We start from the raw sequence: 26,119 nt of genomic DNA on the forward strand, positions 1-26,119 counted from the left end.
AAGTTATGACTAACGAAGCCTTACAAAGTTTAATAAGTAGCTGGATTCCAGATTTAGAGTTTTCTGAAGAAGAATCTCAATTTTTAAATATTACAGTTACGCCCGAACATCTTCATCAATTAATGAAAGATTTAAAGACTAATAAAGAAACTAGTTTCGATTATTTGTTCTGTTTAAGTGGTGTTGACTGGCAACCAGAATTAGGTGTTGTGTATCATTTAGAATCTACAACCCACAGACATATGCTTGTTGTAAAAGTAAAAACTGCCGATAGGGAAAATCCAACAATAGATTCTGTTTGTGATATATGGAAAACAGCCGAATTTCATGAACGTGAGGTTTTTGATTTCTTCGGAATAACATTCAATAATCACCCTAATTTAAAACGTTTGTTTTTAACAGAGGAATGGGAAGGCTTTCCATTAAGAAAAGACTATGAAGATGAGATTAACATGGTAATTAAATAATGATGGAAACAACTGCAGTTAAGAGTAATTTCAAATCAGAAGAATATTTTATTAATATGGGGCCACAGCATCCTGCTACGCATGGTGTGTTACGTTTGTTGTTAACCATTGATGGTGAAATCATTAAAAAAGTAGAGCCGGATTTAGGCTATATTCATCGTTCCATTGAAAAAATGTGCGAGCGTGACAGCTATCAGCAAATCGTACATCTTACAGATAGAATGGATTATTTGTCGTCACATATAAATAACGAAGCTGTTTGTTTAACTGTTGAGAATGCGCTTCAATTAGAAATTCCAGATCGCGTTCAAGTGATTAGAACTATTCTTAGTGAATTAACTAGAATAGCATCACATTGTTTATGGTGGGGTGTTATGGGTATGGACGTTGGTGCATTAACGACGTACTTCTATGGTTTCAGAGATCGCGAAATGATTAATGATATTTTTGAAGAAACCTGTGGTGCCAGACTCACGATGAATTATAATATTCCTGGTGGTTTAATGTTTGATATTCATCCAAATTTTGTAAAAAGAACTAAAGAGTTTATCACTCATTTCAAAACAAAATTACCAGAGTATGATACCTTACTAACAGGTAATATCATCTTTCAAAAAAGAACTAAAGGCGTTGGGATTTTATCAAAAGAAGATGCCATTTCTTTCGGAGCTTCCGGTCCTGTTGGTCGTGCTTCGGGCTATTCATGTGATGTTAGAAAGCATCATCCGTATAGTGCTTATGATAGAGTCACTTTTAATGAGGCTTTGAAAACAGAAGGAGACACGTTTGCAAGATACCAAGTTAGAATTCAGGAAATGTGGGAATCAATGGCAATCATTGAACAATTGATTGATAATATTCCGGAAGGAGAACATAAAGTAGCAACCAACGCTGTCATCAAATTACCAAAAGGCGAGTTTTATCAAAAAGTAGAAACAGCGAGAGGGGAGTTAGGAGTTTACATTATTAGTACAGGAACAAAAAATCCGTACCGTGTTAAATTCCGCTCACCTGGATTTTCAAATTTATCATTGTTAAACCATATAGCAGTTGGTGGAAAAATAGGAGATTTAGTAGCATCTATGGCTACGCTAGATCTTGTAATACCTGATATTGACAGATAACATGAGCACAATGAATATATCTTTAAGCATAACAGAAACAATTCAAGATTGGCTTATTACCATGATGCCAGAAGGCGTTGCAAGTATTCTTGCAATGACTTTAGTTGCCTTGATTTATTTAGCAATTTTTGCTGTTGCCGGATTGTATTTAGTACTTCTTGAGCGTAAAGTTGCAGCCTGGTTTCAATTGCGAATTGGACCTAACAGAGTTGGATACTGGGGACTATTTCAAACGATGGCAGATGCCTTAAAACTAGTTTCAAAAGAGTTAACAGGAACTGTTAAAGCCGATAAATTTTTGTACAATTTAGCACCTTATTTTGTCATTATATCTTCATTAATGGCATTAGCTGTGTTTCCGTTTACACAAGAATTTCAAGCTTTCGATATTAATATAGGAATCTTCTTTTTAATTGCTATTTCATCTATTGGTGTTATTGGGATTTTATTAGGAGGTTGGAGTAGTAACAACAAATTTGCACTTATCGGAGCGATGCGAAGTGGGGTACAAACCATTAGTTACGAATTATCGGTGGGGTTGTCATTATTAACTATGATTGTTATTACAGGAACTTTACAATTATCAGAAATAGTAGAAGTTCAAAAACATGGTTGGTTAATTTTACAAGGTCATGTACCCGCTATCATAGCGTTTATGGTTTATATGATTGCTGGAACAGCAGAAACTAATAGAGCACCGTTTGATATGGTTGAAGCCGAATCTGAATTAGGAGCAGGCTTCCATACAGAGTATTCTGGAATGAAATTCGCCTATTTCTTTTTGGCAGAGTTTATTAATATGTTCATTATTGCTGCGATTGCTACTACCGTATTTTTTGGAGCCTGGTTATCACCTTTCGGAATTACCGAATCTCTTCCTTGGTTAGGTATTTTCTGGTTCTTAGGAAAAACATTGTTATTAGTATTTCTAATGATGTGGTTTAGATGGACGTTCCCGCGCTTAAGAGTAGATCAGTTATTAACGCTTGAATGGAAATATTTGTTACCAATCAACTTGGTTAACATCGTGATAATGGCCATCATTGTTTGGTTGAACTTAACCATTAAATTTTAAAGGCATGAGTTATTTTTCAGATATATATAATGGAATAAAAACACTGCTAACCGGCATGAGTGTTACCGGTAAGTACTTTTTAACTTCCAGAAAAGGAGCAATTACGCAGCAATATCCAGATAACAGGGACACCTTAAAAATGTTTGAACGTTTTCGTGGTGAAGTTGTAATGCCTCATGATGAAAATAATGAACATCAATGTACTGGTTGTCAAAAATGTGAACTGGCTTGTCCCAATGGAAGTATAGAAATCATTTGGGATAGAGGGATTGATGAAGCAACAGGTAAAAAGAAAAAATTTATAGACAAACACGTTTACCATTTAGGATTATGTACTATGTGTGGTTTGTGTATTGAAGCGTGTCCTACCGATGCCATTGTCTGGGCTCAGAATTACGAGAACTCAACGTATGATAGAACACAATTAACTAAAGTTTTAAACAGGCCTGGATCAAAAGTTAAAGCTGGCGTAGAAGATTAAGCATATGGAAAAATATATTTTTTACATCTTATCGGTTATAATCATTGCATTTGCAGTGGCTTCAGTAAGCAGCCGTAAAATGCTTCGTTCTGTAATATACCTATTATTTGTTTTGTGCGGAATAGCTGGTATTTATTTTTTAATTGATTACAATTTTTTAGCAGCCATTCAACTTACGGTGTATGCAGGAGGAATTATAGTACTTATTATTTTTTCAGTTCTGCTTGTTCATCATATTGAAATGGAACTAGAAATGGCTAAACCATTAAGAAAAGTCCTTACAGGCTTGTTATGTTTATTAGGTTTAGGCGTTTTTTTATATACCATTTATAATAATGACTTTAATGTGGTAGAAAATAACGTTACTACGTCTACCGCAGATATAGGAGCTAAACTTTTAAGTTACGATGCAGGCGGATTTATATTGCCATTTGAGGTAATAAGTTTATTACTCTTAGCGTCTATGATTGGAGCTATTGTGATAGCTAAAGGAAGAAAACTAAATGACAAAAATAACGAAGCGTTATGATAGCAGGCATTAGTATATACGAGATTTTAACGGTAACATCCATCTTGTTTTTTATTGGGATTTACGGTTTTATAACACGGAAGAATTTGATTTCAGTATTGATTTCTATTGAATTAATATTGAATGCATCTGTGGTAAATTTTGTGGTGATTAATAAGTATTTATACCCAGATATGTTGCAAGGGGTTATTTTTTCAATTTTTATTATAGCCGTTGCAGCCGCCGAAACAGCCTTGGCAGTTTCCATAATAATTAATCTTTACAGACAGATTAGTTCTGTTGAGGTTAAAGACACTGAAATCATGAAATATTAATAGGTTGAATTATGAATATTAGTTACACTATATTAATTCCTTTAATTCCACTAGCAGTATTTTTATTGTTAGGACTTAATAGTAAACGAATAAAACCTGCAATTTCTGGTTATATTGGAGTTCTAGGGTTGTCTGTTTCGGCCGTATTATCGTTTTATACAGCCTATCAATACTTTTTTGTAAGTGGAAAAGTGGATGGCGTTTATCAAACCTTTGTCAATAAAAGTGTATGGATGAATTTTACAGAGACATTGCATATTGATATGGGTGTTTTAATCGACCCTATTTCAATCATGATGCTTATCGTGGTTTCCATTGTATCGCTCATGGTTCATATTTACAGTAGAGGATATATGAAAGGGGATGACGGATACACCCGATTTTTCTCATATTTATCACTATTTACGTTCTCTATGTACGGATTGGTTTTGGCAACTAATCTCTTTCAAATTTATATTTTTTGGGAATTGGTTGGAGTGTCTTCATTTTTATTGATTGGCTATTATTACACCAAACCGTCAGCAGTTTCAGCTGCAAAAAAAGCATTTATAGTCACTCGATTTGCCGATTTAGGATTCCTAATAGGGATTTTAATTATGGGCTATTTTACTGGGACCTATGATTTTGAAACCTTAAACAACCCAGAAGGAGCGGTTATTTTAAATTGGGCCTCCACCTCATTCATGGGACTTTCAGTAATCACTTGGGCATTACTATTAATATTTATTGGAGGTGCTGGTAAATCAGCTATGTTTCCGTTACATATTTGGTTGCCTGATGCTATGGAAGGTCCAACGCCAGTTTCGGCTTTAATTCACGCAGCTACCATGGTTGTTGCAGGTGTTTATTTAGTAGCGCGACTATTCCCAATGTTTTATTTTGTCGAACATGGTTTTGCATTGAATGTGGTTGCTTATGTTGGCGCTTTTTCTTCATTGTTTGCGGCAATTATAGCGATTACTCAAACCGATATCAAACGTGTTTTGGCATTTTCAACCATGTCACAAATCGGTTATATGATGTTAGCCTTAGGCGTTTCTGGTTATGATGGTCACGAAGGCGTCGGCTATATGGCATCTATGTTCCATTTGTTTACGCATGCCATGTTTAAAGCCTTATTGTTCTTAGGTGCTGGTTCTGTAATTCACGCAGTACACAGTAATTATTTAAAAGATATGGGTGGTTTACGCAAGTATATGCCCATTACAAATATTACGTTTTTAATCGCTGCATTAGCTATTTCAGGGGTACCACCATTTGCAGGATTTTGGAGTAAAGATGAAATTTTAGTAGCTGCTTTCGAACACAATAAACTAATTTATTACGTAGGCGTTTTTGTAGCAGGATTAACAGCCTTTTATATGTTTAGAGTTTATTTCGGAATCTTCTGGGGTAAAGAAAAACAATATGAGCATGCGCCTCATGAATCACCACTATCAATGACAGGGCCTTTAATAGTTCTTGCTATACTTAGTGCAGTAGGAGGCTTCATTCCGTTTAGTGAATTGATTACTCCAGATAGAATTGGTTTTGAAGCTCATTTAAATTATCCACTTGCTGCCATTGCAACTGGTGTTGGTTTAATTGGAATTGTATTGGCGTGGGTGTTTTATAAAAAAGAAAATAGCTTATCTGATAAATACGCACTGGCATTTGGCCCTTTTTATAGATGGGCAAGTGATAAATTCTATATTGATGAAATATATTTATTCATCACAAAGAAAATCATATTCAAACATATTTCTGCACCGATTGCAAAATTTGATAAAAAATATGTTGATGGTACCATGGAAGGCATTGGTAACAAAACTGTATTGATTTCTAAAGCCATAAAAGGAATTCAATCTGGTAAGGTGCAAGATTATGCGTTTTCATTTGTTATGGGAGCTGTCATCATAGCATTAGTGTTTATTTATTTATGGACAAACTAAATGGATTAATATGGATATTTTAACTCTTTTCATAATTGTACCTATAATCACCGTTATAGCTTTAGTCTTTTCTAAAGGTTTAGAACGAGCGCGTGTTGTTTCAATGATTGGAAGCTTCATTCAACTAGGTATGGCAATCAATTTATTGTTTGCGTATTTGAGAGAAATAAAGGTTAATAGCGACATTATGGTATTTACCAAAGATGTTGTCTGGTTTAAAAATTTCAATATTCATTATAATATTGGAGTTGATGGTATTTCGGTTGCTTTAATATTATTAACGGCTATTGTCGTTCTAGCAGGTGTTTTTATTTCATGGAAAATGAAAGAATTGCCTAAAGAATTCTTTATTTCACTTATTGTATTATCACTAGGAGTTTACGGGGTATTTATCTCCATCGATTTGTTCACCTTATTTGTGTTTTTTGAGATCGCTGTAATCCCAATGTATTTGTTAATTGGTATTTGGGGCTCTGGTCCAAGAGAATACTCCGCAATGAAGTTAACCCTAATGCTTATGGGTGCTTCGGCTATTTTATTAGTGGGGATTTTAGGAATCTATTTTAATTCCAATGCAGACGGCGGTGCTTTAACATTCAATATTCTGGAAATAGCTAAGGTTAATATCCCAATAGAAGCTCAAAAACTATTTTTCCCATTTGTCTTTATAGGTTTTGCTGTTATAAGTGCATTATTTCCTTTTCATACCTGGTCGCCAGATGGTCATGCTTCAGCACCAACAGCGGTTTCTATGTTGCATGCCGGTGTTTTAATGAAACTAGGAGGTTATGGTGTGTTTAGAATTGCCATGTTTTTATTGCCAGAAGGAGCATTGCATTGGTCTTGGTTCTTTATCATTCTAGCGGCTATCGGCGTTGTTTATGGAGCGTTTTCAGCTATTAGACAAACCGATTTAAAATTTATAAATGCCTATGCCTCGGTAAGTCATTTAGGATTGGTATTATTTGCCTTATTAACGCTAAATAAAATAGCTTGGAACGGAGCCATTATTCAATCACTATCACATGGACTATTAACAGCCTTATTTTTTGCACTGATAGGAATGATTTATGGTAGAACACATACAAGAGATATTAGAAAATTGGGTGGTATGATGAAGATTTTACCATTTATTGGTGCTATTTATGTCATTACCGGATTAGCTTATTTAGGATTGCCAGGATTTAGTGGTTTTGTGGCCGAAATGAACATTTTTGTGGGAGCTTTTCAGGAAAATTCAGATACGTTTAATAGAATCTTAACCATCTTGGTAGTATCATCAATTGTTGTAACATCAGTATATATACTAAGGTTGGTTGGAAAAATAATGATGGGGCCTTTAGAAACGAATGATGTTAACGACTTACCAAAAGCAACCTGGTTTGAGAAAACAGGTATTTTGTTATTAATGATTCCCGTAATTGGAATAGGTGTAGCGCCATTCTGGTTAAGTGAAATGATTATGAAAAGTTTAGAACCCTTTATTCAAGGAGTATTATAAAAAATTAAACAGATAACTAAAATGAATTTTAGTAGCTTTTTATTAATGCGTCAAGAGATTATACTTTTAACAATTATTCTATTGTTATTAGTTGCTGAAATTTCAATCTCTAAATCCAAAAAACAAAGTATCGTCCATTTGGCTATTTTCTTGTTTGGAATTCATACCATTGTTGGTTTTTTGCCAATAGAATCAGGCAAACTGTTTGGAGGTATGTTTCACTCAAATGAGCTTGTGCATTTCTTTAAAAATGTACTTAATGTTGGCGTTTTTATTTTATTGCTACAATCAGCAGACTGGTTGCAGGAAAAGGTGGTGGATGAGAATAAAGGAACAGAGTTTTTCATCCTTTTATTTTCTTCATTATTAGGAATGTATTTTATGATCTCTGCAGGCGATTTCTTAATGTTTTATTTAGGATTGGAGCTTTCAACATTACCTGTGGCTGCGTTGGCTGCTTTTGAAGTGACCAAGAGAATTTCCAGTGAAGCAGGAATTAAATTTATTTTGTCTGCTGGATTAGCCTCAGGAGTTTCCTTGTTTGGTATTTCTATGTTATATGCTACATCGGGTTCTATTTATTTTGATGATATTATCACGATGATTTCAGCCACTAACTTAACCATATTAGGATTTGTTTTGTTCTTTGCTGGATTAGCTTTTAAAATATCATTAGTACCATTTCATTTCTGGACTGCTGATGTTTATGAAGGAGCACCTATTAGTGTGGCGTCTTATTTATCAGTTATTTCAAAGGGAGCAGCGGTTTTTATCCTCATGATCTTATTCTTCACCGTATTTAAAACATTAATGCACGTTTGGGAAAACATAGTTTATGTCATAGCATTGGCAACCATGTTTATAGGTAATTTATTCGCCATAAGACAACAAAATATGAAACGGTTTTTAGCATTTTCATCGATTGCACAAGCAGGATTCATCTTGTTAGGATTAATCACTGGAACGCAATTAGGAACCGCTACAATTATATATTTTGTAATGATTTATATCTTTTCCAATTTGGCTGCATTTGGTGTCGTACAAGCAATCTCATTAAAAACAGGAAAAGAGAATATGAATGATTATGAAGGCTTGTACAGAACTAATCCTAATCTAAGTTTGGTGATGATGTTGGCCTTATTTTCACTGGCTGGAATACCACCAGTAGCAGGTTTTTTTGGTAAGTTTTTCTTATTTACCGCAGCCGCAAGCGAAGGGTATTATTTGTTAGTATTTTTAGCCGTTGTTAATGTAACCATCTCATTATACTATTATTTATTGGTAGTTAGAGCTATGTTTTTAAGAACAAGTGATCAAGCTATTCCGTATTTCAAGAATAAATTATATATGAGATTAGGGCTTTTAATTACTGTAATAGGTATTTTAGTGATTGGTCTTTATAGCCCATTGTATGATTATATTTTTGAATTAAGTAAGAATTTAAATTAGAAGGTTATGCCATTAGAAGGAAGTCATAAATTTGGAAGTATTGGAGATACTAGAGTAACGTTTGTTCAAAAGGGAGCTTCTGAAGATCGAATGAATTTTTTAAAAAAACTATTGGAGCATAATGGGTTTGAAGTTATTATTGAAGAAGAGAAAAAGAAAGCAGAAGAAGACCCCCAATTATATACTGTAGCGGTCACTGATATGGTTTTTAATCCAACTATTTGGGTTTACGAAAGAAAACTAAAAACCTTTGATGGACATAAAGTTAATCAAGACTACTGGGAACAGCGCTCAGAGGACACCAATCCGCATTATTGGAATAATGGTGACAAATAATGTGCTTTAAATTTCTGGAAGCATATTTTTTACTACACAATCATCTTTAACAAAATTTAATTCCTACTAATTTAGTAGGAATATTTTTTTATTCTGAATTAAATTTTAATTTTGCTGCTATTTCTTATTCTTTTAAAAAAGTAAAACGGTAAAAACGAAGAAATTTAATTGCTATGAAAGATGTTACCATTAAAATAACAGATAGAAACGGAACCAAGCATGATATTGTAGCACCAACCGATATGGCTATGAACCTTATGGAAGTTGTTCGCTCTTACGAATTGGCTCCAGAAGGAACGATTGGAGTTTGCGGTGGGATGGCTATGTGCGCTTCTTGCCAATGTTATATTTTAAGCGATACAGAATTACCAATAAAGCAAGATGAAGAAGATGCGATGCTTTCTGAAGCGTTTTATGTCAAACAAAATAGTCGTTTAGGCTGCCAAATACCTATTACACCAAATCTGCATGGATTGGAAGTAGAATTGGCTCCAGAGAGTTAATACTTTAATTTAAACTAAAGCTGTAAATCCTAGAAAAGCTAACGATAATAAACCAGCTACCAATAAATTAATAGGTACGCCTTTCATGCCTTCAGGAATGTTAGCGAGTTCTAATTGCTCTCGTATACTAGCAAAAACTATTAAGGCTAAACTGAATCCTAAGGAATTTGAAATAGCAAAAAATACGGCTTTTATCAAACTACCATTGTCTAACCCAAGGGCTAATATAGCGACGCCTAAAACAGCACAATTCGTTGTAATTAAAGGTAGAAAAACCCCTAGTGCCTGATATAATGGTGGACTCACTTTTTTCAGAATTATTTCTACCATTTGCACTAAGGCAGCAATAACCAAAATAAAGGTAATGGTTCTTAAATAATTTAATCCGGCAGGCACTAACACATATTCATGTAGCAAATAGGTCACCGTTGTGGCTATGGTCATTACAAATAATACCGCTCCAGACATTCCAACTGATGTCGATACTTTGTTAGAAACCCCTAAAAAAGGACAAATACCTAGAAATTGTGATAATACAATATTGTTAACGAATACGGCAGCTATGAGTATAATTACATAATCCATATTAAGCAGTTTTTGTTGTTAGTTTATTGAAGATAACGGTTAAATAGGCTAGGGCTATAAAAGCACCTGGTGGTAATATGAAAAGTATAAACGTATTGGCATCATCTGGCACAAAACTAAGTCCAAATAAACTTCCGCTACCTAATATTTCACGAACAGAGCCTAATGCTGTTAAAGCCAATGTAAATCCTAAACCCATTCCTAAGGCGTCAATTATTGAAGATAATACATTGTTTTTTGAAGCATAGGCTTCTGCTCTTCCTAATATAATACAGTTCACTACGATTAAAGGAATAAAGATTCCTAATTGCTCATAAAGAAAGGGAACGAATGCCTCTAAAATCATTTCTACAATCGTTACGAAAGATGCTATAATGATAATAAATGCCGGAATACGAACTTTAGCAGGTATTAGGTTTTTTACTAATGAAACCACAATATTAGACATTAGTAATACAAAAGCTGTAGCCACGCCCATGCCTAAGCCATTAAATGCTGATGAGGTAACACCTAGCGTTGGACACATGCCCAGTAACATTACAAAAATGGGGTTTTCTTTAATAATTCCTTTTAAGAAATTTTGTTTTTGATTTAGAGTTTCAGCCATAATTCTTAATGTTTTAATTCAATTAACGAACTATTATTTTTTATAAAAGCATCGTAAGCCATTTGTGTTGCATCACAAAATGCTCGTGAAGAAATTGTAGCACCTGTTAAAGCATCAACGTCGCCACCATCTTTTTTTACTGCCAATTTAAAGTCTGAAATATTGATGCCTTTAAATTGATTTAAAAATTTATCTTCGGTCATTTTAGTACCTAAACCAGGGGTTTCTTTTTGTTCTAGAACTACTACATTTTCAATATCACCATTAGGTTTAAAACCAACCATAAGTTTCACTAAACCACTAAACCCTTTATCGGTTGACCCAATAACAGCAGCCCCAACAAATTCGTTTTTTGAATAGGCAGGATATATTTCTACACTGTCTGAAACCTTATCAGATGTTACCATTTTAACGTCTTCAACGGGGTTATTATCAAACGCAGGTAATACCAATTTTAAGGCGTTTATTTTTTTCTCAAGTTTAGCTTTAGCCTTTGGTTCTATGGTTAAATCATTTACAAATCCTAATGCGAAACCAGAAACTAATGTAATGACCAAAAGTGATAACAACATTCCGAAAAAAGTAGATTCTTTTTTACTCATAATTACACGATTTTAGCTTTAATTTTCGAGCCAAATCTTCGAGGCTTAAAATATTTATTGATTAATGGCACAAAGGCGTTCATAATTAAAATAGCGAACGAAACACCTTCAGGATAGGCTCCAAAAAGCCGTATCACTACCGTTATTATCCCTATGCCAATGGCGAAAATAATCATGCCTTTTTTCGTCATAGGGCTGGTCACTAAATCTGTTGCCATATAAAAAGCACCCAAAATAGCGCCACCAGATAGGATATGAATGATAGGGTTCGCATAATGCTCGGGATCTAATGCCCAGAAAACACCAGTCATAACCGCCATAGTCATTAAAACCATAACAGGAATATGCCAAGAAATAACTTTTCTGAATATTAAATATAATCCTCCAAGCAATAATGCTAGAGCCGACATTTCTCCTAAAGAACCTCCCGTAAATCCGAACAGCATATCTATAGCTGAAGGAATTCTCGAACTTATTTCAGTCATGGTGTCTCCATATTGAAGTCCTTCTTTTATGACGCCGAGAGAGGTCGCGCCTGTAACGGCATCAACAACATTAGTGTTGTTTTCTATGGCTGTTGGCCACATCGTCATTTGAACAGGAAAAGAAACTAATAAAAATACACGGCCAACTAACGCAGGGTTAAAAATATTAAAACCTAAACCGCCAAAGGATAGTTTGGCAACACCAATAGCAACTAATCCACCAACAATAACCATCCAAATAGGTAAGTTTGAAGGCAAATTAAACGCCAGTAAAATTCCGGTGAGCAACGCAGAACCGTCGGTGATGGTTACTGCGGTTTTTAAAAGATATTTCTGAATAAGGTATTCAAACAAGACACACGAGGCAATCGCGACTGAGGTTACAATTAAAGCACCCAATCCGAAAACATATATAGATACTAAAAAAGCAGGTGATAGTGCTATGATGACATCGTACATTAGTTTTTTAGACGTTCTATCTGAATGAACATGCGGCGAAGCCGATACAATGATGGGTTGCGTACTCATAGTTAGTTTTTAACCGTATTTAATTTTTTAACAATCGTTTTCCCAAATCGGATATAATCTAATAGCGGACGATGCGATGGGCACACGTAGCTACAAGAACCACATTCAATACAAGTCATAATATCTTCGGAACCTGCTTTTTCATACATCCCTTTTTCAGATAAATTCATTAAAAGATGAGGTTCAAGTCCCATTGGACAAACCTCGACACACTCACCACAGCGAATACAGTTTTTTGGTTCGCCTCGGCTCGCTTCATCTTCAGAAATAACTAAAATTCCTGAGGTTCCTTTGGTAACAGGAACATCTAAGTTTTTAATAGCTTTTCCCATCATGGGGCCACCATTAACAATTTTACGAGTACCTTCTGGTAAGCCGCCAACTTCATTAACTAAATCAGAAATTGGGGTTCCTATTTTCACCCAATAATTCGAGGCGTTTTCTAATTTTTTTCCAGTAACGGTAACCACACGCTCAATTAATGGTTTGTTATGTTGAATCGCTTGATAAATCGCAAAAATGGTTCCTACATTATGCACGATAACACCAACATCTAGTGGTAATCCGTTTTTAGGAACTTCGCGGTTTAATATGGCTCTCACCAATTGTTTTTCACCACCTTGCGGGTATTTTACTTGTAGCGCTGCGACTTTAATACCAGAATCGTTTACAGTGAGTTTTTTGAAAATATCAATGGCATCTTTCTTATTATTTTCAATACCAATAATGGCTTTATCAATATGAAGGGCGTGCATTAAAATTTTAATGCCAACAAGAATTTCTTCAGCTTTTTCAAGCATTAAACGATGATCGGCCGTTAAATAAGGTTCACATTCTACCCCGTTAATAATAAGATGATCTAAAACGGTTCCTTCTTTTACGCTCAATTTCACATGAGATGGAAATGTCGCACCACCCAGACCAACAATTCCGTAGTCGTTAATACGTTGGAGAATGTCTTTTGGTTCCATAGTGATATCCTTTTTTAGAGGATAGTCTATCTCTTCAAAATTCGATTCGTTTTTAGCATCGGTACGAATAACAATACATTGTTTTTTGTATCCGCTGGTATCAATTATCTTATCTAGTTTGGTAACAACTCCTGCTACTGGTGAGTGCACATTTGAAGACACAAAACCACCAGATTTAGCAATAACTTGGCCTATTTCTACTTTGTCTTTAACATTAACAATTATTTCTGAAGGAATACCTATGTGTTGCGAAATAGGCACGTAAACCATTTTTGGTACGGGCATCTTTTTGATGCTTTTCGCTGAGGTTAACTTATTTTCTGGAGGATGAATACCGCCTTTTGGAAATGTTTTAAGCATCGGTCTTTATATTTTCAGATTCAACTTTCGCTTCAACTTTTGGCGTTTCTTTTTTGACTTTTTTAGGTGGAAAATTGGTCTCTATAATAGAATGCGTTGGACAAACTTCTACACATTTTCTGCAAAGCGTACAGATAGCCGGGTCTATATAGGCTAAATTGTTTATCATAGTAACGGCATCTTTTGGACAAATATCTTGACACTTAGAGCAACCAATACAGGCAACATCACAGGCTTTTTTTGCAATACCGGCTTTGTCTTCATTAAGGCAACCAACAAATACTTTTAAATCTCTTTTGTTTTTAGGTCGCATTTCTATAATATCTCTGGGGCAAGCTTCTACACAGGCACCGCATGAGGTACATTTATCTGAGATTACAACTGGTAATCCAGTTGCTTCATCCATATACATGGCATCAAACTTACATACAGTCACACAATCTCCATCACCTAAACAACCGTATTGGCAATCGGTTTCTCCACTATAAATCATAGCGGAAATGGCACACGATCTTGGACCTTGATATTCGGTAGTTTTTGGTCTAACATCACAACCACCTTGGCAGCGAACAACAGCAAGCGTTGGGTCTTTTTCTGCAACCTCTTTACCTAAGACTTCGGCAACAAGTTTCATAACATCGTTACCGCCAACAGGACAAAATAGGTTTGAAATATCTTCGGTAGCAACTAATTTTTCTGCGAAAGATTTACAACCAGGAGAACCACAACCGGCACAGTTCGCAGCGGGTAATAAATCTTCAACTTCAGCGATTAAAGGGTCTTCATAAACATAGAATTTTTTAGAAACAACATACAACACAATTGCTGCAATTGACCCTAATGAGACTAATAAGAAAACACTATATAAAACAGATTCTGACATACGAATTTATGTTTTTAATATGGATATTTTAAAGGCACTTTTAAGTGTGTTTTTTAAAAAATAAAGCGTTATATAATATGGCAATAGAATACCAAGCGATAATATTCCTGCCATCCATTCTTTTAAAAAACTTGATGCTATTAATAGCGTAGAAAACATGAGTATAAACGGAAAGACATAAGCCCAAAAAACGGCTTTCAAGCCTAAAGCTTTTTTTAAAACTACTTTCACGTGTTCGTTAATGCTAAAGGAATCGTTTGAGTTTATGATTTCAATATCTTTAGTATTGGATTCTGATATACCACAGGCCGATTTTGCCCGACAAGATTCACAATGCACATTTTGTTCTAAAGAGACAATAACAGAATCTCCAGTTATTTTTGAAATAACTCCTGAGTGGACAAATGTGTTTTTTTCAGATACTCCTAGATTCATATCCTTTAAGTTAAAAAGTATACAATGCTAAAGTACTCGATGAGTATATGAGAATATATGATTTATATCAGGTTATGCTAGGTTTTACATAGATTCTCGTTTACGAAAACGTTATAGTTTAAAAAAATATTATAGAATTGTAATCGATTACTCTATTTGTAAAGAAACGTTCATAATTTAACCAATTATAATTCTCGATTTTTTTTTAGGTTAAAAGCTGATGCAATTAAAATATAAAGAAGAACTATGTAGTTGCAAAAAAGGATTTGAATATAAATTAGAGTTAATTAGTATTTAGTACTTTCTTTATAAATGGCATCTAATAAATTATTTTTTTCTTTAGTATCGTTTCCTAATTGCCAAAACATGATGCCGCCTAACTTATTCTTTAAGGCATAATTTGTTTTTAATCTAACTGAAACGGTATCATCGTAGGAAATAAAAATACTATCCTTTGCACTATATAAATAAGGAGCACTTGCTATGGAATCCCAATACCTTTTATAATTGTTATTAGTTTCAAATTCTTTTCTTATTTGGCTATATGCACTCCAACCAATATATGGACCTTTATTAGGTTGGTAGAGTCCGTTGTTTTTTGGAGGAACTCCTTGCCAAGCACGACCATAAAAGGCAGCACCAATAATAATTTGCTCTGGCTTCACGCCCAGATTTTTACAATAATTGATTATTTTGTTAGCAGAACGTAGCTCGTAGTCATAGCCTAATTGTGCTAGTTCCTTCAATTACTGAATATTCAGGAGATTGTTTTAAATCGTCATTTTTAATCCAACCTAAAGGTGTGTGATGTCCTGTAAATGGAGACGAACCACTTGTTTGGTCGTAGGTCATAACATTCATATAATCTGCATATTTTAACACCTCATTAATTTCTACATTATCATAATAACGCTCCCATCCAGCAGAAGCAAATGTTAAGGTTTGATTTCTTTTTAAAGAGTTTAAAGCTTTTCTGAGCTCTTTCATTAAAAGTGTGAAATTTTGCTTGTCTTCAGGCCATCCTTTTGTCCCAGCAGCAGGTATTGTTGGGTATTCCCAATCGATATCAATACCATCTAACTGATATGTTTTATTAAACTGAACAACACTATTTACAAATTTATGTCTACTTTCTGGTGTGTAAGCCATATCAGAAAATCCTTTTGAACCCCAACCTCCACAAGCTACCATGACTTTTAAGTTTGGATTATTTTTTCTCTGCGCTACTAGTTTTTTGAGTTTTTTGCCATAATCTTTATTTTGAAATTTCATTTCATTGTCAATTACTTTTGTAAAAGAAAAGATGATATGAGTTAGTTTATCTAAAGGGAGGTTTTCAGGATTATAATGTTCTTCTGGAACATAATAGGCAATAATTGAAAAAGATGGCGTGTTTTTATCTGAAGAATATGGAGTAACATTTACAACATACGGCATTAAACTAAAAATAATAATAGCGTAATATTTAAAATAATTCATTGGATTGATTTTTAATTTATTCTTTTTTGTAATCTACTAATTTTCTTGGTCCCTCAAGTACATTTCTTACTATTTGAAGAAACCCATTGTCTGTGGTATCAACCTGCCACTTAATCAGTGAAATCTCTCCATTTTCAATTTCAATACCAGTTATGCTGCGTGGATGCACACAACTACCATCGTTGAAAAATGCAATATCTCCAGGTTCAGAAAAACGAGGTCGGTGGGTATGGCCTACAATAGTTACTAAATTATTGTTATCAGTAATCCATTTTTTGATTCTGCGCTCAACCTTAATAAGTTCTTTGTAATTTTTGGCAGGACTTGTTGGGTCTGCAATGCCCATAATATTTAAAGGTTTCCAAAGAATTCTAACCATAAAACGACTCCATTTCCAAAACAGATAATTCCACCAATCTGCTTGATGACCATGCGTTAAAAATAGCTCCTGATTTGTTTGTGTATGTTTTAAAATAATGCCTTCATGGTATGTAATATCTTTAAACAACTCAACATCTTCTCCTGTTTTTACATCAAAATAGGTTGAGAGATATTTTTTGACATAATTCGGGTTTTTATATACCATATCATGATTTCCCCACATAGTGTGTAACCTATGTTCTATATAAAATTGCTTCATGAGTAGATACACATTTTTATGGGCCTCAAAAACTGATTTAAAAAACAGGTTTTCCCATAACTCATCGCCATCACCAATTTCACAATAAATAAAACCGTTATTGTAATAGTGTTTTAAAGCATGGAAGTAAATATTGCGGTTGTTAGCAAAGTCATCTGCAAAACTGTTGTCTCCTCTGTGACAGTCACTAAACAAAATAAATTTTGAAGTGTCATCAAACTCAATAACCTTAGCTGTTTTATAGGCGTTGTCTAACCGTTTTTTTGATGTGAGCATATAGTAAATGTAAACAAAAAAGTAATTTAATTTGAAACACTTTTTTAAATTCTAGGGTATTAATTTTTTAGTTTTTGAATGGCATAGGGAAGTATGCGCTCAACAAATTTGGTATAAGCTAATTCTGAAGGATGTAAATTATCAGAAGCTACTAAATCTGGATTGTCTAAGCCCATTCTTGTAATGTCTGTAATCGGTATAAAATCTATATTTTTTGAATCACAATAGTTTTTCGCAAAGTTATTATAACGGTCTATATCATTAGAAATAGTTTCATTACCATTCCCAAAAGGTGTGTACGCATAATCTGGTATTGATACCACAATAACATTACTTGAATCTCCTTTAGCTTTTGCAATGGCTATGTCGATGAGTTGGGGAAATTCGCTTTCATAGACAGAAAAAGGCTTATTTTGAAATTGATTGTTAACACCAATTAAAAGTGTTACTAAGTCAAAATCGGAACTAGGGTTTTCAGAATTTATAGCATTTATTAAATTAGTTGTTGTCCATCCAGTCCTTGCAATAATTTTTAATTCAAATGTTTTGTTGGAATCAAATTCTGCAATTAAAGCATCTTTTAACTGTTCTGGAAATCTGCAAGTTTCGCATACACTCTGTCCAATTGTGTAACTGTCTCCTAAGGCAAGCAATTTGTAGTTATCTTGGGGGTTCGTGTTTTCTTCGGTAGTTTCATCAGTTACAGATGTGTCATCTGGAACGGTTATTTGGACGTCTTCGGTTTTTTCTTTTTCTTTTAAAACAGCAGTTTCACTGTTACAACTATAAGTTATGCAGCAGATTATTAAGTAAAATACCTTTTTCATTTTTTTCCATAAATATACATATTTATCTATTCTTAAGTTATTTGCAAAAAAAAAATGCTTCTTTAACTAAAGAAGCATTTTAATTAAAATAGTATTAAAGTTTATTTAAAAGCATTTAAGCCTGTAATATCTAAACCTGTAATAAGTAGATGAATATCGTGTGTGCCTTCATAGGTAATCACGCTTTCCAAATTCATAGAATGACGCATAATGCTATATTCGCCTGTAATACCCATGCCTCCTAAAATTTGTCTTGCTTCACGTGCTATATTAATAGCCATATCTACATTATTCCGTTTAGCCATTGAAATTTGCGCAGAGGTTGATTTATTCTCATTACGCAAGGTTCCTAAACGCCAAGTTAGTAATTGAGCTTTAGTAATCTCAGTAATCATTTCGGCTAGCTTTTTTTGTTGTAGTTGGAATTGACCAATAGGTTTACCAAATTGCATACGTTCTTTACTGTATCTTAAGGCGGTATCATAACAATCCATGGCAGCACCAATAGCTCCCCAGGCAATGCCATATCTTGCAGAATCTAAACATCCAAGTGGTGCGCCTAAACCAGACTTATTAGGTAATAGATTTTCTTTTGGAACTTTCACGTTGTCAAAAATAAGTTCACCAGTTGCACTTGCACGTAACGACCATTTGTTATGTGTTTCAGGGGTAGAAAACCCTTCCATACCACGTTCAACAATCAATCCATGTATGCGGCCACTTTCATCTTTAGCCCAAACGACTGCTACTTGTGCAAAAGGCGCATTAGAAATCCACATTTTCGCACCATTCAATAAATAATGATCGCCTTTATCTTTAAAGTTGGTAGTCATACCACCTGGATTACTTCCATGGTCTGGTTCGGTTAATCCAAAACATCCCATCCATTCTCCACTTGCTAACTTTGGTAGATATTTTTGACGTTGTTCTTCGTTACCATATTTCCAAATAGGATACATAACTAAAGATGATTGTACAGAGGCTGTACTTCTAACACCTGAATCACCACGTTCAATTTCTTGCATGATGAGTCCATAGGACATTTGGTCTAAACCAGCGCCACCATATTCCATAGGAATATAAGGTCCAAAAGCGCCAATATCTGCTAAACCTTTTATTATTTGAGTTGGAAACTCTGCTTTTTGGGCATACTCTTCAATAATAGGAGAAACTTCACGTTTTACCCATTCGCGAGCAGCGTCACGAACTAATTTATGTTCTTCAGTTAAGAGTTCGTCTAAATTATAATAATCTGGTGCTTCAAATAAATCTGGTTTCATGCTATTTAGTTATATGTTAAATGCATAATTCTAAAATTATACAATCTTTTTTTATTAAAAATGTAATAGATATCAAATTTAACTAAAGTAAATGATTTTTATGTTACTGATAAGAGAAATAATTTAAGGTATTATCGATTTAAAAATTTAGCAAGTAAACAATGAAAATGGTGCACACCTTGCTCTCTTGTTGGCGAAAATCGTCCCGCTTTATAAAATGATGAGCGCACCCCTTTTTGTACATTTTCTACAATAGCTTCATCTTCTTGTTCTACTTTATCTAATGCACTACCAGCACCTTTATTCAACTTGTCTGAATCATATACATAAGATATAAAAGATACTTTAGTTTTGTTTATGCTTAGTGGCTGTACAATGTTTATAGAAAGTCCCCAGGGGTAAAAATTAAACATCATATTAGGGAAAACCCAGTAGTAATAGGCAGCTACATTTTTGCCGTAATCAATATGATTTTTGGGTAGATTAAATACGTTTTTAGTATCTTCAGTATATCCAATTTGTAGATTGCAAAAGTCATAAACTTCCGTTTTATAACTCCCATAATCCAATACCGCATTTAAGTCTTTATGAACAAAGGGAACATGAAATCCTTCCAAATAATTATCACAATATAATGCCCAATGAGCATGAACTGTAAAGTTTTTATTTAATGATGGATCTAAAATAAATTCATTCAAAGGCAAAAATCCTATGCGTTCATTCATCTTATCAATGACTTGCTGAAAATCAAAAGAAGGGTTTAATCCAGCAAACAAAAATGGCCCCCATTTTTTTAAAGGAAATGTATGAAGATTGTCACAAGGCTTAGGGAAATCTTGAGTCTGTCCAAACTCAGGCATATGCTCAAAGTCCCCTTTGAGATTAAATCGTCTACCGTGATAGGTACAGGTTAGCTTTTTTGAAAGTCCCGATTTTAAAGCCACTAAATTTCCTCTGTGAGTGCATACATTGGTTAAACAAGATATGGTATTATCAATATCTTTAGTAAGTAACATAGGTTCTGTTAGATAGCCATCAAGTAAAATTAATGGATAGGTTGATTCTTTTAATGAAACCAATGATTCATCACCAATCCATTGCCAAGATTTTAAAAATATTTTTTCTTTTATAGTTTCAAAAAGAGTGTTATCTCTATAAAATGAAGCAGGAAGTGTTTCTGCTTTTGTAATATCAGGGTTAATTTTAAAATTATATGACATATACTATTTAATTGTATATTTAACTGCCCTGTAATTTACATAATTAAAGTATATCTACTTTTAAAATTCACTAAATGAATTCAAAACCACAAAAAATTGGTTTAATCACAGCAACGTCTTTAGTTGTTGGCAATATGATAGGAGTTGGGATATTTGTGTTACCAGCAGCTTTGGCTAAATACGGTAGTATTAGTTTATTGGGTTGGGTTTTTACGGCGACAGGTGCATTAATCCTAGCTAAAATATTCAGTAATTTAAGCAAAATTATTGTTAATAAAAGTGGTGGTCCTTATGCATATTCCAGAGAAGGTTTTGGCGATTTTATTGGGTTTTTAATGGCTTGGGGTTACTGGATTTCATGTTGGGTAGGAAATGGTGCCATAGCCATCGCCATTGTGGGAGCTTTAAGTTTCTTTTTCCCTGTGTTGGAAACAAATTCGTTATATTCTGTTAGTATTGGATTGTCCTTAATCTGGCTTTTTACTTGGATTAATACTGGAGGTATCAAAGAATCAGGAATCGTTCAGGTTATAACAACAGCATTGAAGCTATTGCCTTTGGCCTTTGTTATTATTGTTGGCATTTTCTTTTTTGATTTTGATAATTTTCCAGCATTTAACTTAACAGGAAAAAGTAATATGGCAGCATTTCCTATGGTAGCAGCCTTAACATTATATGCATTTATTGGGATTGAATCTGCTACCATTCCCGCGGAAAATATTGAGAATCCAGGGGTTGTTGTTTCAAAAGCGACTATGTTTGGAACGATATTAACGGCTATTGTTTATATTTTGGCCACCGTGGTTCTTTTTGGAATACTTCCAACGGATATTTTGCAAAATTCTCCAGCACCATTCGCCGAAGCAGCTAAGCTAATTTCTGGACAATTTGGTGGATATTTTGTGGCGGTAGGGGTCATTATCTCTGGTTTGGGTGTTTTAAACGGGTGGATATTAATAACAGGTCAATTGCCGCTAGCCACCGCGAAGGATAATTTGTTTCCAAAAATTTTTAAAAAAGAAAATAAGAAGGGAGCTCCTGTATTTGGATTGATTATTGGTGGCGTATTATCTACCGCTGTGATGCTTATGAATTTTACAAAAGGACTTGTAGACCAGTTTCAGATTATTGTTGAAATTGTTGTATTTACAGCTCTTATGGCGTATTTGCTAACGTGTGCAGCGTATATTTTAATTATTATTGAAAGGAAATTGCACCTCAATAGTTGGGTCAAAACCTTTGTTTTAGGAGGGTTAGGGTTTTTGTATTCTCTTTGGACTATCTACGGATCTGGGCCAGATACGGTTTTTTATGGTTTAATCTTGTTGCTTTTAGGTATTCCGTTTTATCTTCTGATGCTTTACAACAAAAGAGAAAAATAGCTACATCTTTAAATAAAAATCTTTGGTAAGGTTTATGTAGTCCTGAGTATACTCATGCCTTGAAGTTTCAATAATGAGTTCCTCTGTTTTTACATCGCTTTCGCGGAATGAAAATTCTAAAAGACTTCGTTTTATATCAGAAGTTTCATTGCCCTTTACATGAAGAATTCTGTTTGGAAATAAATTAAAGGTTGACGCTAAAGAGACAAAGTTTGCTTCTTCTTTAAAAGGAATAATAACTGAAAAAATTCCATCTTCTGAAAGTAATTGAGATACGCTTTCAAGTAAGTGACTAAATGGTAACGCATCAGAAAAACGAGCCATGTCACGTTGGTTATTATCAGTTTTATAATTTTCAGAATAGAATGGAGGATTGGATACTATGATATTGTATGTGTCTTCAATCTCATCAACAAACTCTTCTAAAGACGCGTGATAACAAAACAAACGATCGCCCCAAGGGGCATTTTCAAAATTGTCAACACACTGTTCATAGGCATCATCGTCAATTTCAATCGCATCAATAAGTTCTGCTTGGCTACGTTGTGCTAACATCAGCGAAATGATACCCGTACCAGCTCCAATATCTAATATTGAAAAGGGATTTTTTTCTAAAGAAACCCAAGATCCAAGTAAAACAGCATCTGTACCAATTTTCATGGCGCAACGGTCTTGATTTACGATGAATTGTTTGAAAATAAACGGTTTCTTAGACATGGCTTGGTTTAATTTTTTTATTAAATAGTTAAAAAGTCATAATTTCTATAAAACTATGTTAAAAATAATACTATTAGGAGTCTTATTTGAGTTATAAATACGTAAATATGATTCAGAAGGATAAAGTAAAAAATAAAACATGACACATGAGACATTTGGAAAAAGTTTTTAGGAGGTTAAACGAATTATTAATTATGAATTATGAGGTTGAAATAATTTATCTTGAAGCTCATGATATAGTAAATGATGAAGATTTAAGAACATTTTTTAGGGAAAGAAATTTTGAAAGAAATGAATTTGGAAGGGCCTTAAAGAGAGAAGTAGTTAAGCTTGGGGGCAGCCCAAAAGGATTAAATGATTTAAGTGACAGGTATTATAAGGATTGGATGAAGTTCAAAGAATTGCTTGATACAGATAATGAATATGAGCTATTGAATGAAATTAGCAAGATAAAAAGACGCAATATAGCAGCTTACAATAAGCTTTTGCAAGAGAGAAATTTATCATTGTCGCTTTGCAAATTATTGGTGAAACAAAGAGATAGTGTTCAAATGTCTTTAAATTCGTTAACAACTAAAAAAGCAATCCTTGTTTAATTGAGTTGGATTAGTGAGAAAAGCACAAAAGCCGACCCTTAAAGTCGGCTTTTGTGCTTTAAATTATAAGTACAAATCAATCAACCCTTCTGGTGTATTTACGATAACGGTTTTTTTCTTTCTGTCAACCGTTACAATAAATTCATCATTAACAGGAATTAAAATTTCTTTACCATCTTTTTCTATTTCAAACAAGGCTTGAGCAGTAGTGTCATTAACTCCTGTTATAGTTCCAACTAGGCCATAGTTTTTGTCTTCAATAGTAAAACCAATAACTTCATGGAAATAGAATTTATTACCTTCAAGTTTTGGCAAAAATTCCAGAGGTAAATACACGTCACTCTTTATTAAGCTATCGGCATCGGCTTCTGTCGTGACATCTTCAAACTGCACACGCAGTAAATTAGATTTATGCAACTGAGAACTTTCGATAAAAAAAGGTATGAATGTATTTTTGTAATCAAGAAAAACGGCCTCTAGATTTTCATAAAGTTCCGGCTCATCTGTATCTAGCTTTATAAGTAATTCTCCATTAAAACTATACTTTCTAACAATTTTACCTAGATAAAAACAATCTTCAATTTTCATAACAAATCTATCTGTTTGAGTGCGGTTTAAAACCATTAAATATCAAGTTAATTATACCTTGACTGTACTCTATGTGACACTTATGGGTATAAAAAACTCCGATAATTATTATCGGAGTTTAAAAGTATAAAAAAATAATATTTTTATTCTTCTTTTGCTTTAGGAGTCTCTTCAGCTACAGTTTCTGTAGTGTCTTCAACAATCTCTTCAGCAGCTTCTTCAGTTGCAGCTTCTGTTTCTTCTTCTGCTACTTCTTCTTCAACTACAGCAGAGGCAGCTCTAGCTTCATTAACAGCTTTTTCAGCTTCTAATGCTTTTGCTTTTGCATCTGCTTGTGCTTTTGCCAAATCATCAACTTTAGCAACAACTTTTGATCCTTTTTCTTCTAACCAAGCATTAAATTTTGCTTCTGCTTGTTCTTCAGTTAAAGCTCCTTTTCTAACACCACCTGCTAGGTGATTTTTAAGTAAAGCGCCTTTGTAAGATAAAATAGCTCTTGCAGTATCTGTTGGTTGAGCACCATTTTGTAACCATGTTACTGCACCATCAATATTTAATTCAATAGTTGCTGGATTTGTGTTTGGATTGTAAGCACCTAATTTTTCTAAGTATTTACCATCTCTTTTTGAACGTGCATCAGCTGCAACAATCCAATAGTAAGGTTTCCCTTTTTTACCGTGTCTTTGTAATCTAATTTTAACTGGCATAATAATTAATTATTTGGGGTTCTCGACCCCGGTTATTAATGAGAGCGCAAAGATACTATATTTTTTTAATTTACAAGAGATTATTTTACAGAGAATTAAATCAGTTTCAAGCCATTTTTTTTAAAACAACAAACAAACGGGAGAAGGTGCCTTTACAGAATGTAAAAATGACAGTTTCCCTGAGTTTGAATCAATTTTAAAAACAGTGATATTATTACTCTTTTTATTAGCTACTAAAAGGAATTTTCCAGTTGGATCTAGAGTGAAATTTCTCGGCCAATCGCCATTAACAGACATACTTTGTATTTTTTCAATAGTTCCATCAACGGTATTACGTTTAAAAACAGCAATAGAATTTTCTCCTCTGTTAGAACCATATAAGTACTTTTCATCTTTAGATAAATGAATGTCGGCACAAGCGCTAGCTCCTTTATACGAATCGTCTAAAGTTGAATAGTTACCTATTAGTTTGAAGGAATCATTTGTGTGTTTTACTGCGGTTATCGAGTTTCCAAGTTCGTTAATAATGTATATAAAATCTCCGTTTTTAGTGATTGCAAAATGTCTAGGTCCTGATTTTTCAGGAATGTCTACAATAGAAGGCGATACTAATTTGTATGAGTCAGCGTCTGAGTTTAATTTATATTGGTAGACTGCATTGACACCTAAATCTGCAACGAACAGGTTATCATTAAAAAACTGAGCAGAGTGGGCATGAGATTCTTTGTTTGAAGTTTTGTAATCAAAAACCTGCGATGCTGTATCAAGTGTTCCGTTATTAGTAATGTTGTAAATAGAAATAGTGCCACCAAGATAGTTGGCAACAACCGCTTTGTCTCCTTTTTTATTAGTTGCAATATAACAAGGAGCGCCACCATTACTAGGAACCGTATTTAAAAACTGGAGTGATCTATTTTCTTTAACAAAAAATGACGAAACGGAACCGCCTCCGCTTTCGTTAACAGCATAGACATATTTTTTATCAGGTGAATAGGTTATAAATGAAGGGTTTTCGGTTTCTACTGCTAATTCTAAATTGCTCAGAGCACCGGTCTCTGTATTAAACTCAAGGTTATAAATACCTTTACTTTCTCCGTTAGTATATGTGCCAACATATAAAGGTATATTTTGTGCTTTGCAATTGAATAGACTCGCCAAAAGGCATAAAAAAAATAGTTTAAAATTCATTTGAAGTTTTTTAAGACTTTAAAATTATGAATTTAAAACTATTTAATTAAAAA

The 26,119-nt window shown here is 33.9% G+C and carries 30 protein-coding genes; 13 read left to right on the top strand and 17 right to left on the bottom strand.

All coding sequences use genetic code 11. The annotated features are described in order from the left end of the window. The first annotated feature begins 5 nt into the window (after window positions 1-5). The 11 genes from G5V56_RS02660 to G5V56_RS02710 all read left to right on the top strand — a co-directional run bounded on the left by G5V56_RS02660 (window position 6) and on the right by G5V56_RS02710 (window position 9,710). Window positions 6-467: an NADH-quinone oxidoreductase subunit C gene (locus G5V56_RS02660; protein ID WP_166960913.1), complete on the top strand. Its 462-nt coding sequence runs from the start codon at window positions 6-8 to the stop codon at window positions 465-467. After that, window positions 467-1,591, top strand: a complete 1,125-nt coding sequence (locus G5V56_RS02665) for an NADH-quinone oxidoreductase subunit D (RefSeq protein WP_240911198.1) — start codon at window positions 467-469, stop codon at window positions 1,589-1,591. Before G5V56_RS02660 ends, G5V56_RS02665 begins: the two co-directional genes overlap by 1 nt. Window positions 1,592-1,601: 10 nt before the next feature. Beyond that, window positions 1,602-2,666: an NADH-quinone oxidoreductase subunit NuoH gene (gene nuoH, locus G5V56_RS02670; RefSeq protein ID WP_166960915.1), complete on the top strand. Its 1,065-nt coding sequence runs from the start codon at window positions 1,602-1,604 to the stop codon at window positions 2,664-2,666. 4 nt (window positions 2,667-2,670) lie between these two features. Then, the gene (locus tag G5V56_RS02675; protein ID WP_166960918.1) at window positions 2,671-3,147 is read left to right on the top strand and encodes a 4Fe-4S binding protein; all 477 of its coding nucleotides are present in this window, start codon (window positions 2,671-2,673) and stop codon (window positions 3,145-3,147) included. A gap of 4 nt (window positions 3,148-3,151) precedes the next feature. After that, entirely contained in the window at window positions 3,152-3,676 is a 525-nt protein-coding gene (locus tag G5V56_RS02680) for an NADH-quinone oxidoreductase subunit J family protein (RefSeq protein WP_166960921.1), read from the top strand. After that, on the top strand, window positions 3,673-3,990 hold the full coding sequence (nuoK, locus tag G5V56_RS02685) for an NADH-quinone oxidoreductase subunit NuoK (protein WP_166960924.1): 318 nt from the start codon (window positions 3,673-3,675) through the stop codon (window positions 3,988-3,990). The genes G5V56_RS02680 and nuoK overlap by 4 nt, the downstream gene beginning before the upstream one ends. 11 nt (window positions 3,991-4,001) lie before the next feature. Then, entirely contained in the window at window positions 4,002-5,921 is a 1,920-nt protein-coding gene (nuoL, locus tag G5V56_RS02690; protein ID WP_166960927.1) for an NADH-quinone oxidoreductase subunit L, read from the top strand. 10 nt (window positions 5,922-5,931) lie between these two features. After that, window positions 5,932-7,422 (top strand): complex I subunit 4 family protein, encoded by a 1,491-nt coding sequence (locus tag G5V56_RS02695; protein ID WP_166960930.1) that lies wholly within the window; start codon window positions 5,932-5,934, stop codon window positions 7,420-7,422. A gap of 21 nt (window positions 7,423-7,443) precedes the next feature. After that, entirely contained in the window at window positions 7,444-8,871 is a 1,428-nt protein-coding gene (locus G5V56_RS02700; RefSeq protein ID WP_166960933.1) for an NADH-quinone oxidoreductase subunit N, read from the top strand. 6 nt (window positions 8,872-8,877) lie between these two features. Beyond that, window positions 8,878-9,207 carry a hypothetical protein gene (locus tag G5V56_RS02705; RefSeq protein WP_166960937.1) on the top strand — a complete coding sequence of 110 codons (330 nt, stop codon included), beginning with the start codon at window positions 8,878-8,880 and terminating at the stop codon, window positions 9,205-9,207. A gap of 173 nt (window positions 9,208-9,380) precedes the next feature. Further along, on the top strand, window positions 9,381-9,710 hold the full coding sequence (locus tag G5V56_RS02710) for a 2Fe-2S iron-sulfur cluster-binding family protein (protein ID WP_166960940.1): 330 nt from the start codon (window positions 9,381-9,383) through the stop codon (window positions 9,708-9,710). Window positions 9,711-9,719: 9 nt separating this feature from the next. Here G5V56_RS02710 and G5V56_RS02715 read toward each other — a convergent pair whose 3' ends face one another. The 13 genes from G5V56_RS02715 to G5V56_RS02770 all read right to left on the bottom strand — a co-directional run bounded on the left by G5V56_RS02715 (window position 9,720) and on the right by G5V56_RS02770 (window position 20,888). Beyond that, on the bottom strand, window positions 9,720-10,295 hold the full coding sequence (locus tag G5V56_RS02715; protein WP_166960944.1) for an electron transport complex protein RnfA: 576 nt from the start codon (window positions 10,293-10,295) through the stop codon (window positions 9,720-9,722). 1 nt (window position 10,296) lies between these two features. Then, on the bottom strand, window positions 10,297-10,902 hold the full coding sequence (locus tag G5V56_RS02720; RefSeq protein WP_166960947.1) for an RnfABCDGE type electron transport complex subunit E: 606 nt from the start codon (window positions 10,900-10,902) through the stop codon (window positions 10,297-10,299). Window positions 10,903-10,907: 5 nt separating this feature from the next. Next, a complete protein-coding gene (locus G5V56_RS02725; RefSeq protein ID WP_166960950.1) occupies window positions 10,908-11,504 on the bottom strand; it encodes an RnfABCDGE type electron transport complex subunit G in 597 nt (198 codons plus the stop codon). 2 nt (window positions 11,505-11,506) lie between these two features. Continuing rightward, entirely contained in the window at window positions 11,507-12,517 is a 1,011-nt protein-coding gene (locus G5V56_RS02730; RefSeq protein WP_166960953.1) for an RnfABCDGE type electron transport complex subunit D, read from the bottom strand. Between the two features lie 2 nt (window positions 12,518-12,519). Further along, entirely contained in the window at window positions 12,520-13,848 is a 1,329-nt protein-coding gene (gene rsxC, locus G5V56_RS02735; protein ID WP_166960956.1) for an electron transport complex subunit RsxC, read from the bottom strand. After that, window positions 13,841-14,731, bottom strand: a complete 891-nt coding sequence (locus tag G5V56_RS02740) for a Fe-S cluster domain-containing protein (protein ID WP_166960959.1) — start codon at window positions 14,729-14,731, stop codon at window positions 13,841-13,843. Before G5V56_RS02740 ends, rsxC begins: the two co-directional genes overlap by 8 nt. 6 nt (window positions 14,732-14,737) lie before the next feature. Next, window positions 14,738-15,166 (bottom strand): SoxR reducing system RseC family protein, encoded by a 429-nt coding sequence (locus G5V56_RS02745; RefSeq protein ID WP_166960962.1) that lies wholly within the window; start codon window positions 15,164-15,166, stop codon window positions 14,738-14,740. Between the two features lie 287 nt (window positions 15,167-15,453). Beyond that, window positions 15,454-15,912, bottom strand: coding sequence for a glycosyl hydrolase family 18 protein (locus G5V56_RS19130; protein ID WP_206285858.1), 459 nt, complete (start codon window positions 15,910-15,912; stop codon window positions 15,454-15,456). Continuing rightward, a complete protein-coding gene (locus G5V56_RS19135; protein ID WP_206285859.1) occupies window positions 15,884-16,645 on the bottom strand; it encodes a glycoside hydrolase family 18 protein in 762 nt (253 codons plus the stop codon). The genes G5V56_RS19130 and G5V56_RS19135 overlap by 29 nt, the downstream gene beginning before the upstream one ends. 16 nt (window positions 16,646-16,661) lie before the next feature. Continuing rightward, window positions 16,662-17,561, bottom strand: a complete 900-nt coding sequence (locus G5V56_RS02755) for a metallophosphoesterase family protein (protein ID WP_166960965.1) — start codon at window positions 17,559-17,561, stop codon at window positions 16,662-16,664. A 59-nt stretch (window positions 17,562-17,620) separates the two neighbouring features. Further along, window positions 17,621-18,388 (bottom strand): SGNH/GDSL hydrolase family protein, encoded by a 768-nt coding sequence (locus G5V56_RS02760; RefSeq protein WP_166960968.1) that lies wholly within the window; start codon window positions 18,386-18,388, stop codon window positions 17,621-17,623. 101 nt (window positions 18,389-18,489) lie between these two features. Then, a complete protein-coding gene (locus G5V56_RS02765; RefSeq protein WP_166960971.1) occupies window positions 18,490-19,668 on the bottom strand; it encodes an acyl-CoA dehydrogenase family protein in 1,179 nt (392 codons plus the stop codon). A 131-nt stretch (window positions 19,669-19,799) separates the two neighbouring features. Next, window positions 19,800-20,888, bottom strand: coding sequence for an SRPBCC family protein (locus G5V56_RS02770; RefSeq protein ID WP_166960974.1), 1,089 nt, complete (start codon window positions 20,886-20,888; stop codon window positions 19,800-19,802). A gap of 74 nt (window positions 20,889-20,962) precedes the next feature. Here G5V56_RS02770 and G5V56_RS02775 point away from each other — a divergent pair, with 74 nt between their 5' ends. Further along, complete coding sequence (locus G5V56_RS02775; protein WP_166960977.1) at window positions 20,963-22,270, top strand: amino acid permease; 1,308 nt, start codon at window positions 20,963-20,965, stop codon at window positions 22,268-22,270. Here G5V56_RS02775 and G5V56_RS02780 read toward each other — a convergent pair whose 3' ends face one another. Then, a complete protein-coding gene (locus G5V56_RS02780) occupies window positions 22,271-22,987 on the bottom strand; it encodes a tRNA1(Val) (adenine(37)-N6)-methyltransferase (RefSeq protein WP_166960980.1) in 717 nt (238 codons plus the stop codon). Window positions 22,988-23,133: 146 nt separating this feature from the next. On the opposite strand from G5V56_RS02780, the gene G5V56_RS02785 reads away from it, so the two are divergent. Continuing rightward, on the top strand, window positions 23,134-23,583 hold the full coding sequence (locus G5V56_RS02785; protein ID WP_166960983.1) for a PA2169 family four-helix-bundle protein: 450 nt from the start codon (window positions 23,134-23,136) through the stop codon (window positions 23,581-23,583). A 63-nt stretch (window positions 23,584-23,646) separates the two neighbouring features. On the opposite strand, the gene rimM is transcribed toward G5V56_RS02785, so the two are convergent. From rimM to G5V56_RS02800, 3 genes are all read right to left on the bottom strand, one after another. After that, entirely contained in the window at window positions 23,647-24,171 is a 525-nt protein-coding gene (rimM, locus tag G5V56_RS02790; RefSeq protein ID WP_166960986.1) for a ribosome maturation factor RimM, read from the bottom strand. Window positions 24,172-24,314: 143 nt separating this feature from the next. Continuing rightward, the gene (locus tag G5V56_RS02795; protein WP_166960989.1) at window positions 24,315-24,878 is read right to left on the bottom strand and encodes a 30S ribosomal protein S16; all 564 of its coding nucleotides are present in this window, start codon (window positions 24,876-24,878) and stop codon (window positions 24,315-24,317) included. 120 nt (window positions 24,879-24,998) lie between these two features. Next, window positions 24,999-26,066, bottom strand: a complete 1,068-nt coding sequence (locus tag G5V56_RS02800; protein ID WP_166960992.1) for a lactonase family protein — start codon at window positions 26,064-26,066, stop codon at window positions 24,999-25,001. Window positions 26,067-26,119: the final 53 nt, after the last annotated feature.

Origin of the sequence: Yeosuana marina, from assembly GCF_011762485.1 — a bacterium.
Taxonomy (GTDB): Bacteria; Bacteroidota; Bacteroidia; order Flavobacteriales; family Flavobacteriaceae; genus Yeosuana; species Yeosuana marina.

What these genes read in the sequence shown, in the direction of transcription:
- G5V56_RS02660 (WP_166960913.1), top strand. Translation starts at nt 6, where the DNA reads ATGACTAACGAAGCCTTACAAAGTTTAATAAGTAGCTGGATTCCAGAT.
- G5V56_RS02665 (WP_240911198.1), top strand. Translation starts at nt 467, where the DNA reads ATGATGGAAACAACTGCAGTTAAGAGTAATTTCAAATCAGAAGAATAT.
- nuoH (WP_166960915.1), top strand. Translation starts at nt 1,602, where the DNA reads ATGAATATATCTTTAAGCATAACAGAAACAATTCAAGATTGGCTTATT.
- G5V56_RS02675 (WP_166960918.1), top strand. Translation starts at nt 2,671, where the DNA reads ATGAGTTATTTTTCAGATATATATAATGGAATAAAAACACTGCTAACC.
- G5V56_RS02680 (WP_166960921.1), top strand. Translation starts at nt 3,152, where the DNA reads ATGGAAAAATATATTTTTTACATCTTATCGGTTATAATCATTGCATTT.
- nuoK (WP_166960924.1), top strand. Translation starts at nt 3,673, where the DNA reads ATGATAGCAGGCATTAGTATATACGAGATTTTAACGGTAACATCCATC.
- nuoL (WP_166960927.1), top strand. Translation starts at nt 4,002, where the DNA reads ATGAATATTAGTTACACTATATTAATTCCTTTAATTCCACTAGCAGTA.
- G5V56_RS02695 (WP_166960930.1), top strand. Translation starts at nt 5,932, where the DNA reads ATGGATATTTTAACTCTTTTCATAATTGTACCTATAATCACCGTTATA.
- G5V56_RS02700 (WP_166960933.1), top strand. Translation starts at nt 7,444, where the DNA reads ATGAATTTTAGTAGCTTTTTATTAATGCGTCAAGAGATTATACTTTTA.
- G5V56_RS02705 (WP_166960937.1), top strand. Translation starts at nt 8,878, where the DNA reads ATGCCATTAGAAGGAAGTCATAAATTTGGAAGTATTGGAGATACTAGA.
- G5V56_RS02710 (WP_166960940.1), top strand. Translation starts at nt 9,381, where the DNA reads ATGAAAGATGTTACCATTAAAATAACAGATAGAAACGGAACCAAGCAT.
- G5V56_RS02715 (WP_166960944.1), bottom strand. Translation starts at nt 10,295, where the DNA reads ATGGATTATGTAATTATACTCATAGCTGCCGTATTCGTTAACAATATT.
- G5V56_RS02720 (WP_166960947.1), bottom strand. Translation starts at nt 10,902, where the DNA reads ATGGCTGAAACTCTAAATCAAAAACAAAATTTCTTAAAAGGAATTATT.
- G5V56_RS02725 (WP_166960950.1), bottom strand. Translation starts at nt 11,504, where the DNA reads ATGAGTAAAAAAGAATCTACTTTTTTCGGAATGTTGTTATCACTTTTG.
- G5V56_RS02730 (WP_166960953.1), bottom strand. Translation starts at nt 12,517, where the DNA reads ATGAGTACGCAACCCATCATTGTATCGGCTTCGCCGCATGTTCATTCA.
- rsxC (WP_166960956.1), bottom strand. Translation starts at nt 13,848, where the DNA reads ATGCTTAAAACATTTCCAAAAGGCGGTATTCATCCTCCAGAAAATAAG.
- G5V56_RS02740 (WP_166960959.1), bottom strand. Translation starts at nt 14,731, where the DNA reads ATGTCAGAATCTGTTTTATATAGTGTTTTCTTATTAGTCTCATTAGGG.
- G5V56_RS02745 (WP_166960962.1), bottom strand. Translation starts at nt 15,166, where the DNA reads ATGAATCTAGGAGTATCTGAAAAAAACACATTTGTCCACTCAGGAGTT.
- G5V56_RS19135 (WP_206285859.1), bottom strand. Translation starts at nt 16,645, where the DNA reads ATGAATTATTTTAAATATTACGCTATTATTATTTTTAGTTTAATGCCG.
- G5V56_RS02755 (WP_166960965.1), bottom strand. Translation starts at nt 17,561, where the DNA reads ATGCTCACATCAAAAAAACGGTTAGACAACGCCTATAAAACAGCTAAG.
- G5V56_RS02760 (WP_166960968.1), bottom strand. Translation starts at nt 18,388, where the DNA reads ATGAAAAAGGTATTTTACTTAATAATCTGCTGCATAACTTATAGTTGT.
- G5V56_RS02765 (WP_166960971.1), bottom strand. Translation starts at nt 19,668, where the DNA reads ATGAAACCAGATTTATTTGAAGCACCAGATTATTATAATTTAGACGAA.
- G5V56_RS02770 (WP_166960974.1), bottom strand. Translation starts at nt 20,888, where the DNA reads ATGTCATATAATTTTAAAATTAACCCTGATATTACAAAAGCAGAAACA.
- G5V56_RS02775 (WP_166960977.1), top strand. Translation starts at nt 20,963, where the DNA reads ATGAATTCAAAACCACAAAAAATTGGTTTAATCACAGCAACGTCTTTA.
- G5V56_RS02780 (WP_166960980.1), bottom strand. Translation starts at nt 22,987, where the DNA reads ATGTCTAAGAAACCGTTTATTTTCAAACAATTCATCGTAAATCAAGAC.
- G5V56_RS02785 (WP_166960983.1), top strand. Translation starts at nt 23,134, where the DNA reads ATGAGACATTTGGAAAAAGTTTTTAGGAGGTTAAACGAATTATTAATT.
- rimM (WP_166960986.1), bottom strand. Translation starts at nt 24,171, where the DNA reads ATGAAAATTGAAGATTGTTTTTATCTAGGTAAAATTGTTAGAAAGTAT.
- G5V56_RS02795 (WP_166960989.1), bottom strand. Translation starts at nt 24,878, where the DNA reads ATGCCAGTTAAAATTAGATTACAAAGACACGGTAAAAAAGGGAAACCT.
- G5V56_RS02800 (WP_166960992.1), bottom strand. Translation starts at nt 26,066, where the DNA reads ATGAATTTTAAACTATTTTTTTTATGCCTTTTGGCGAGTCTATTCAAT.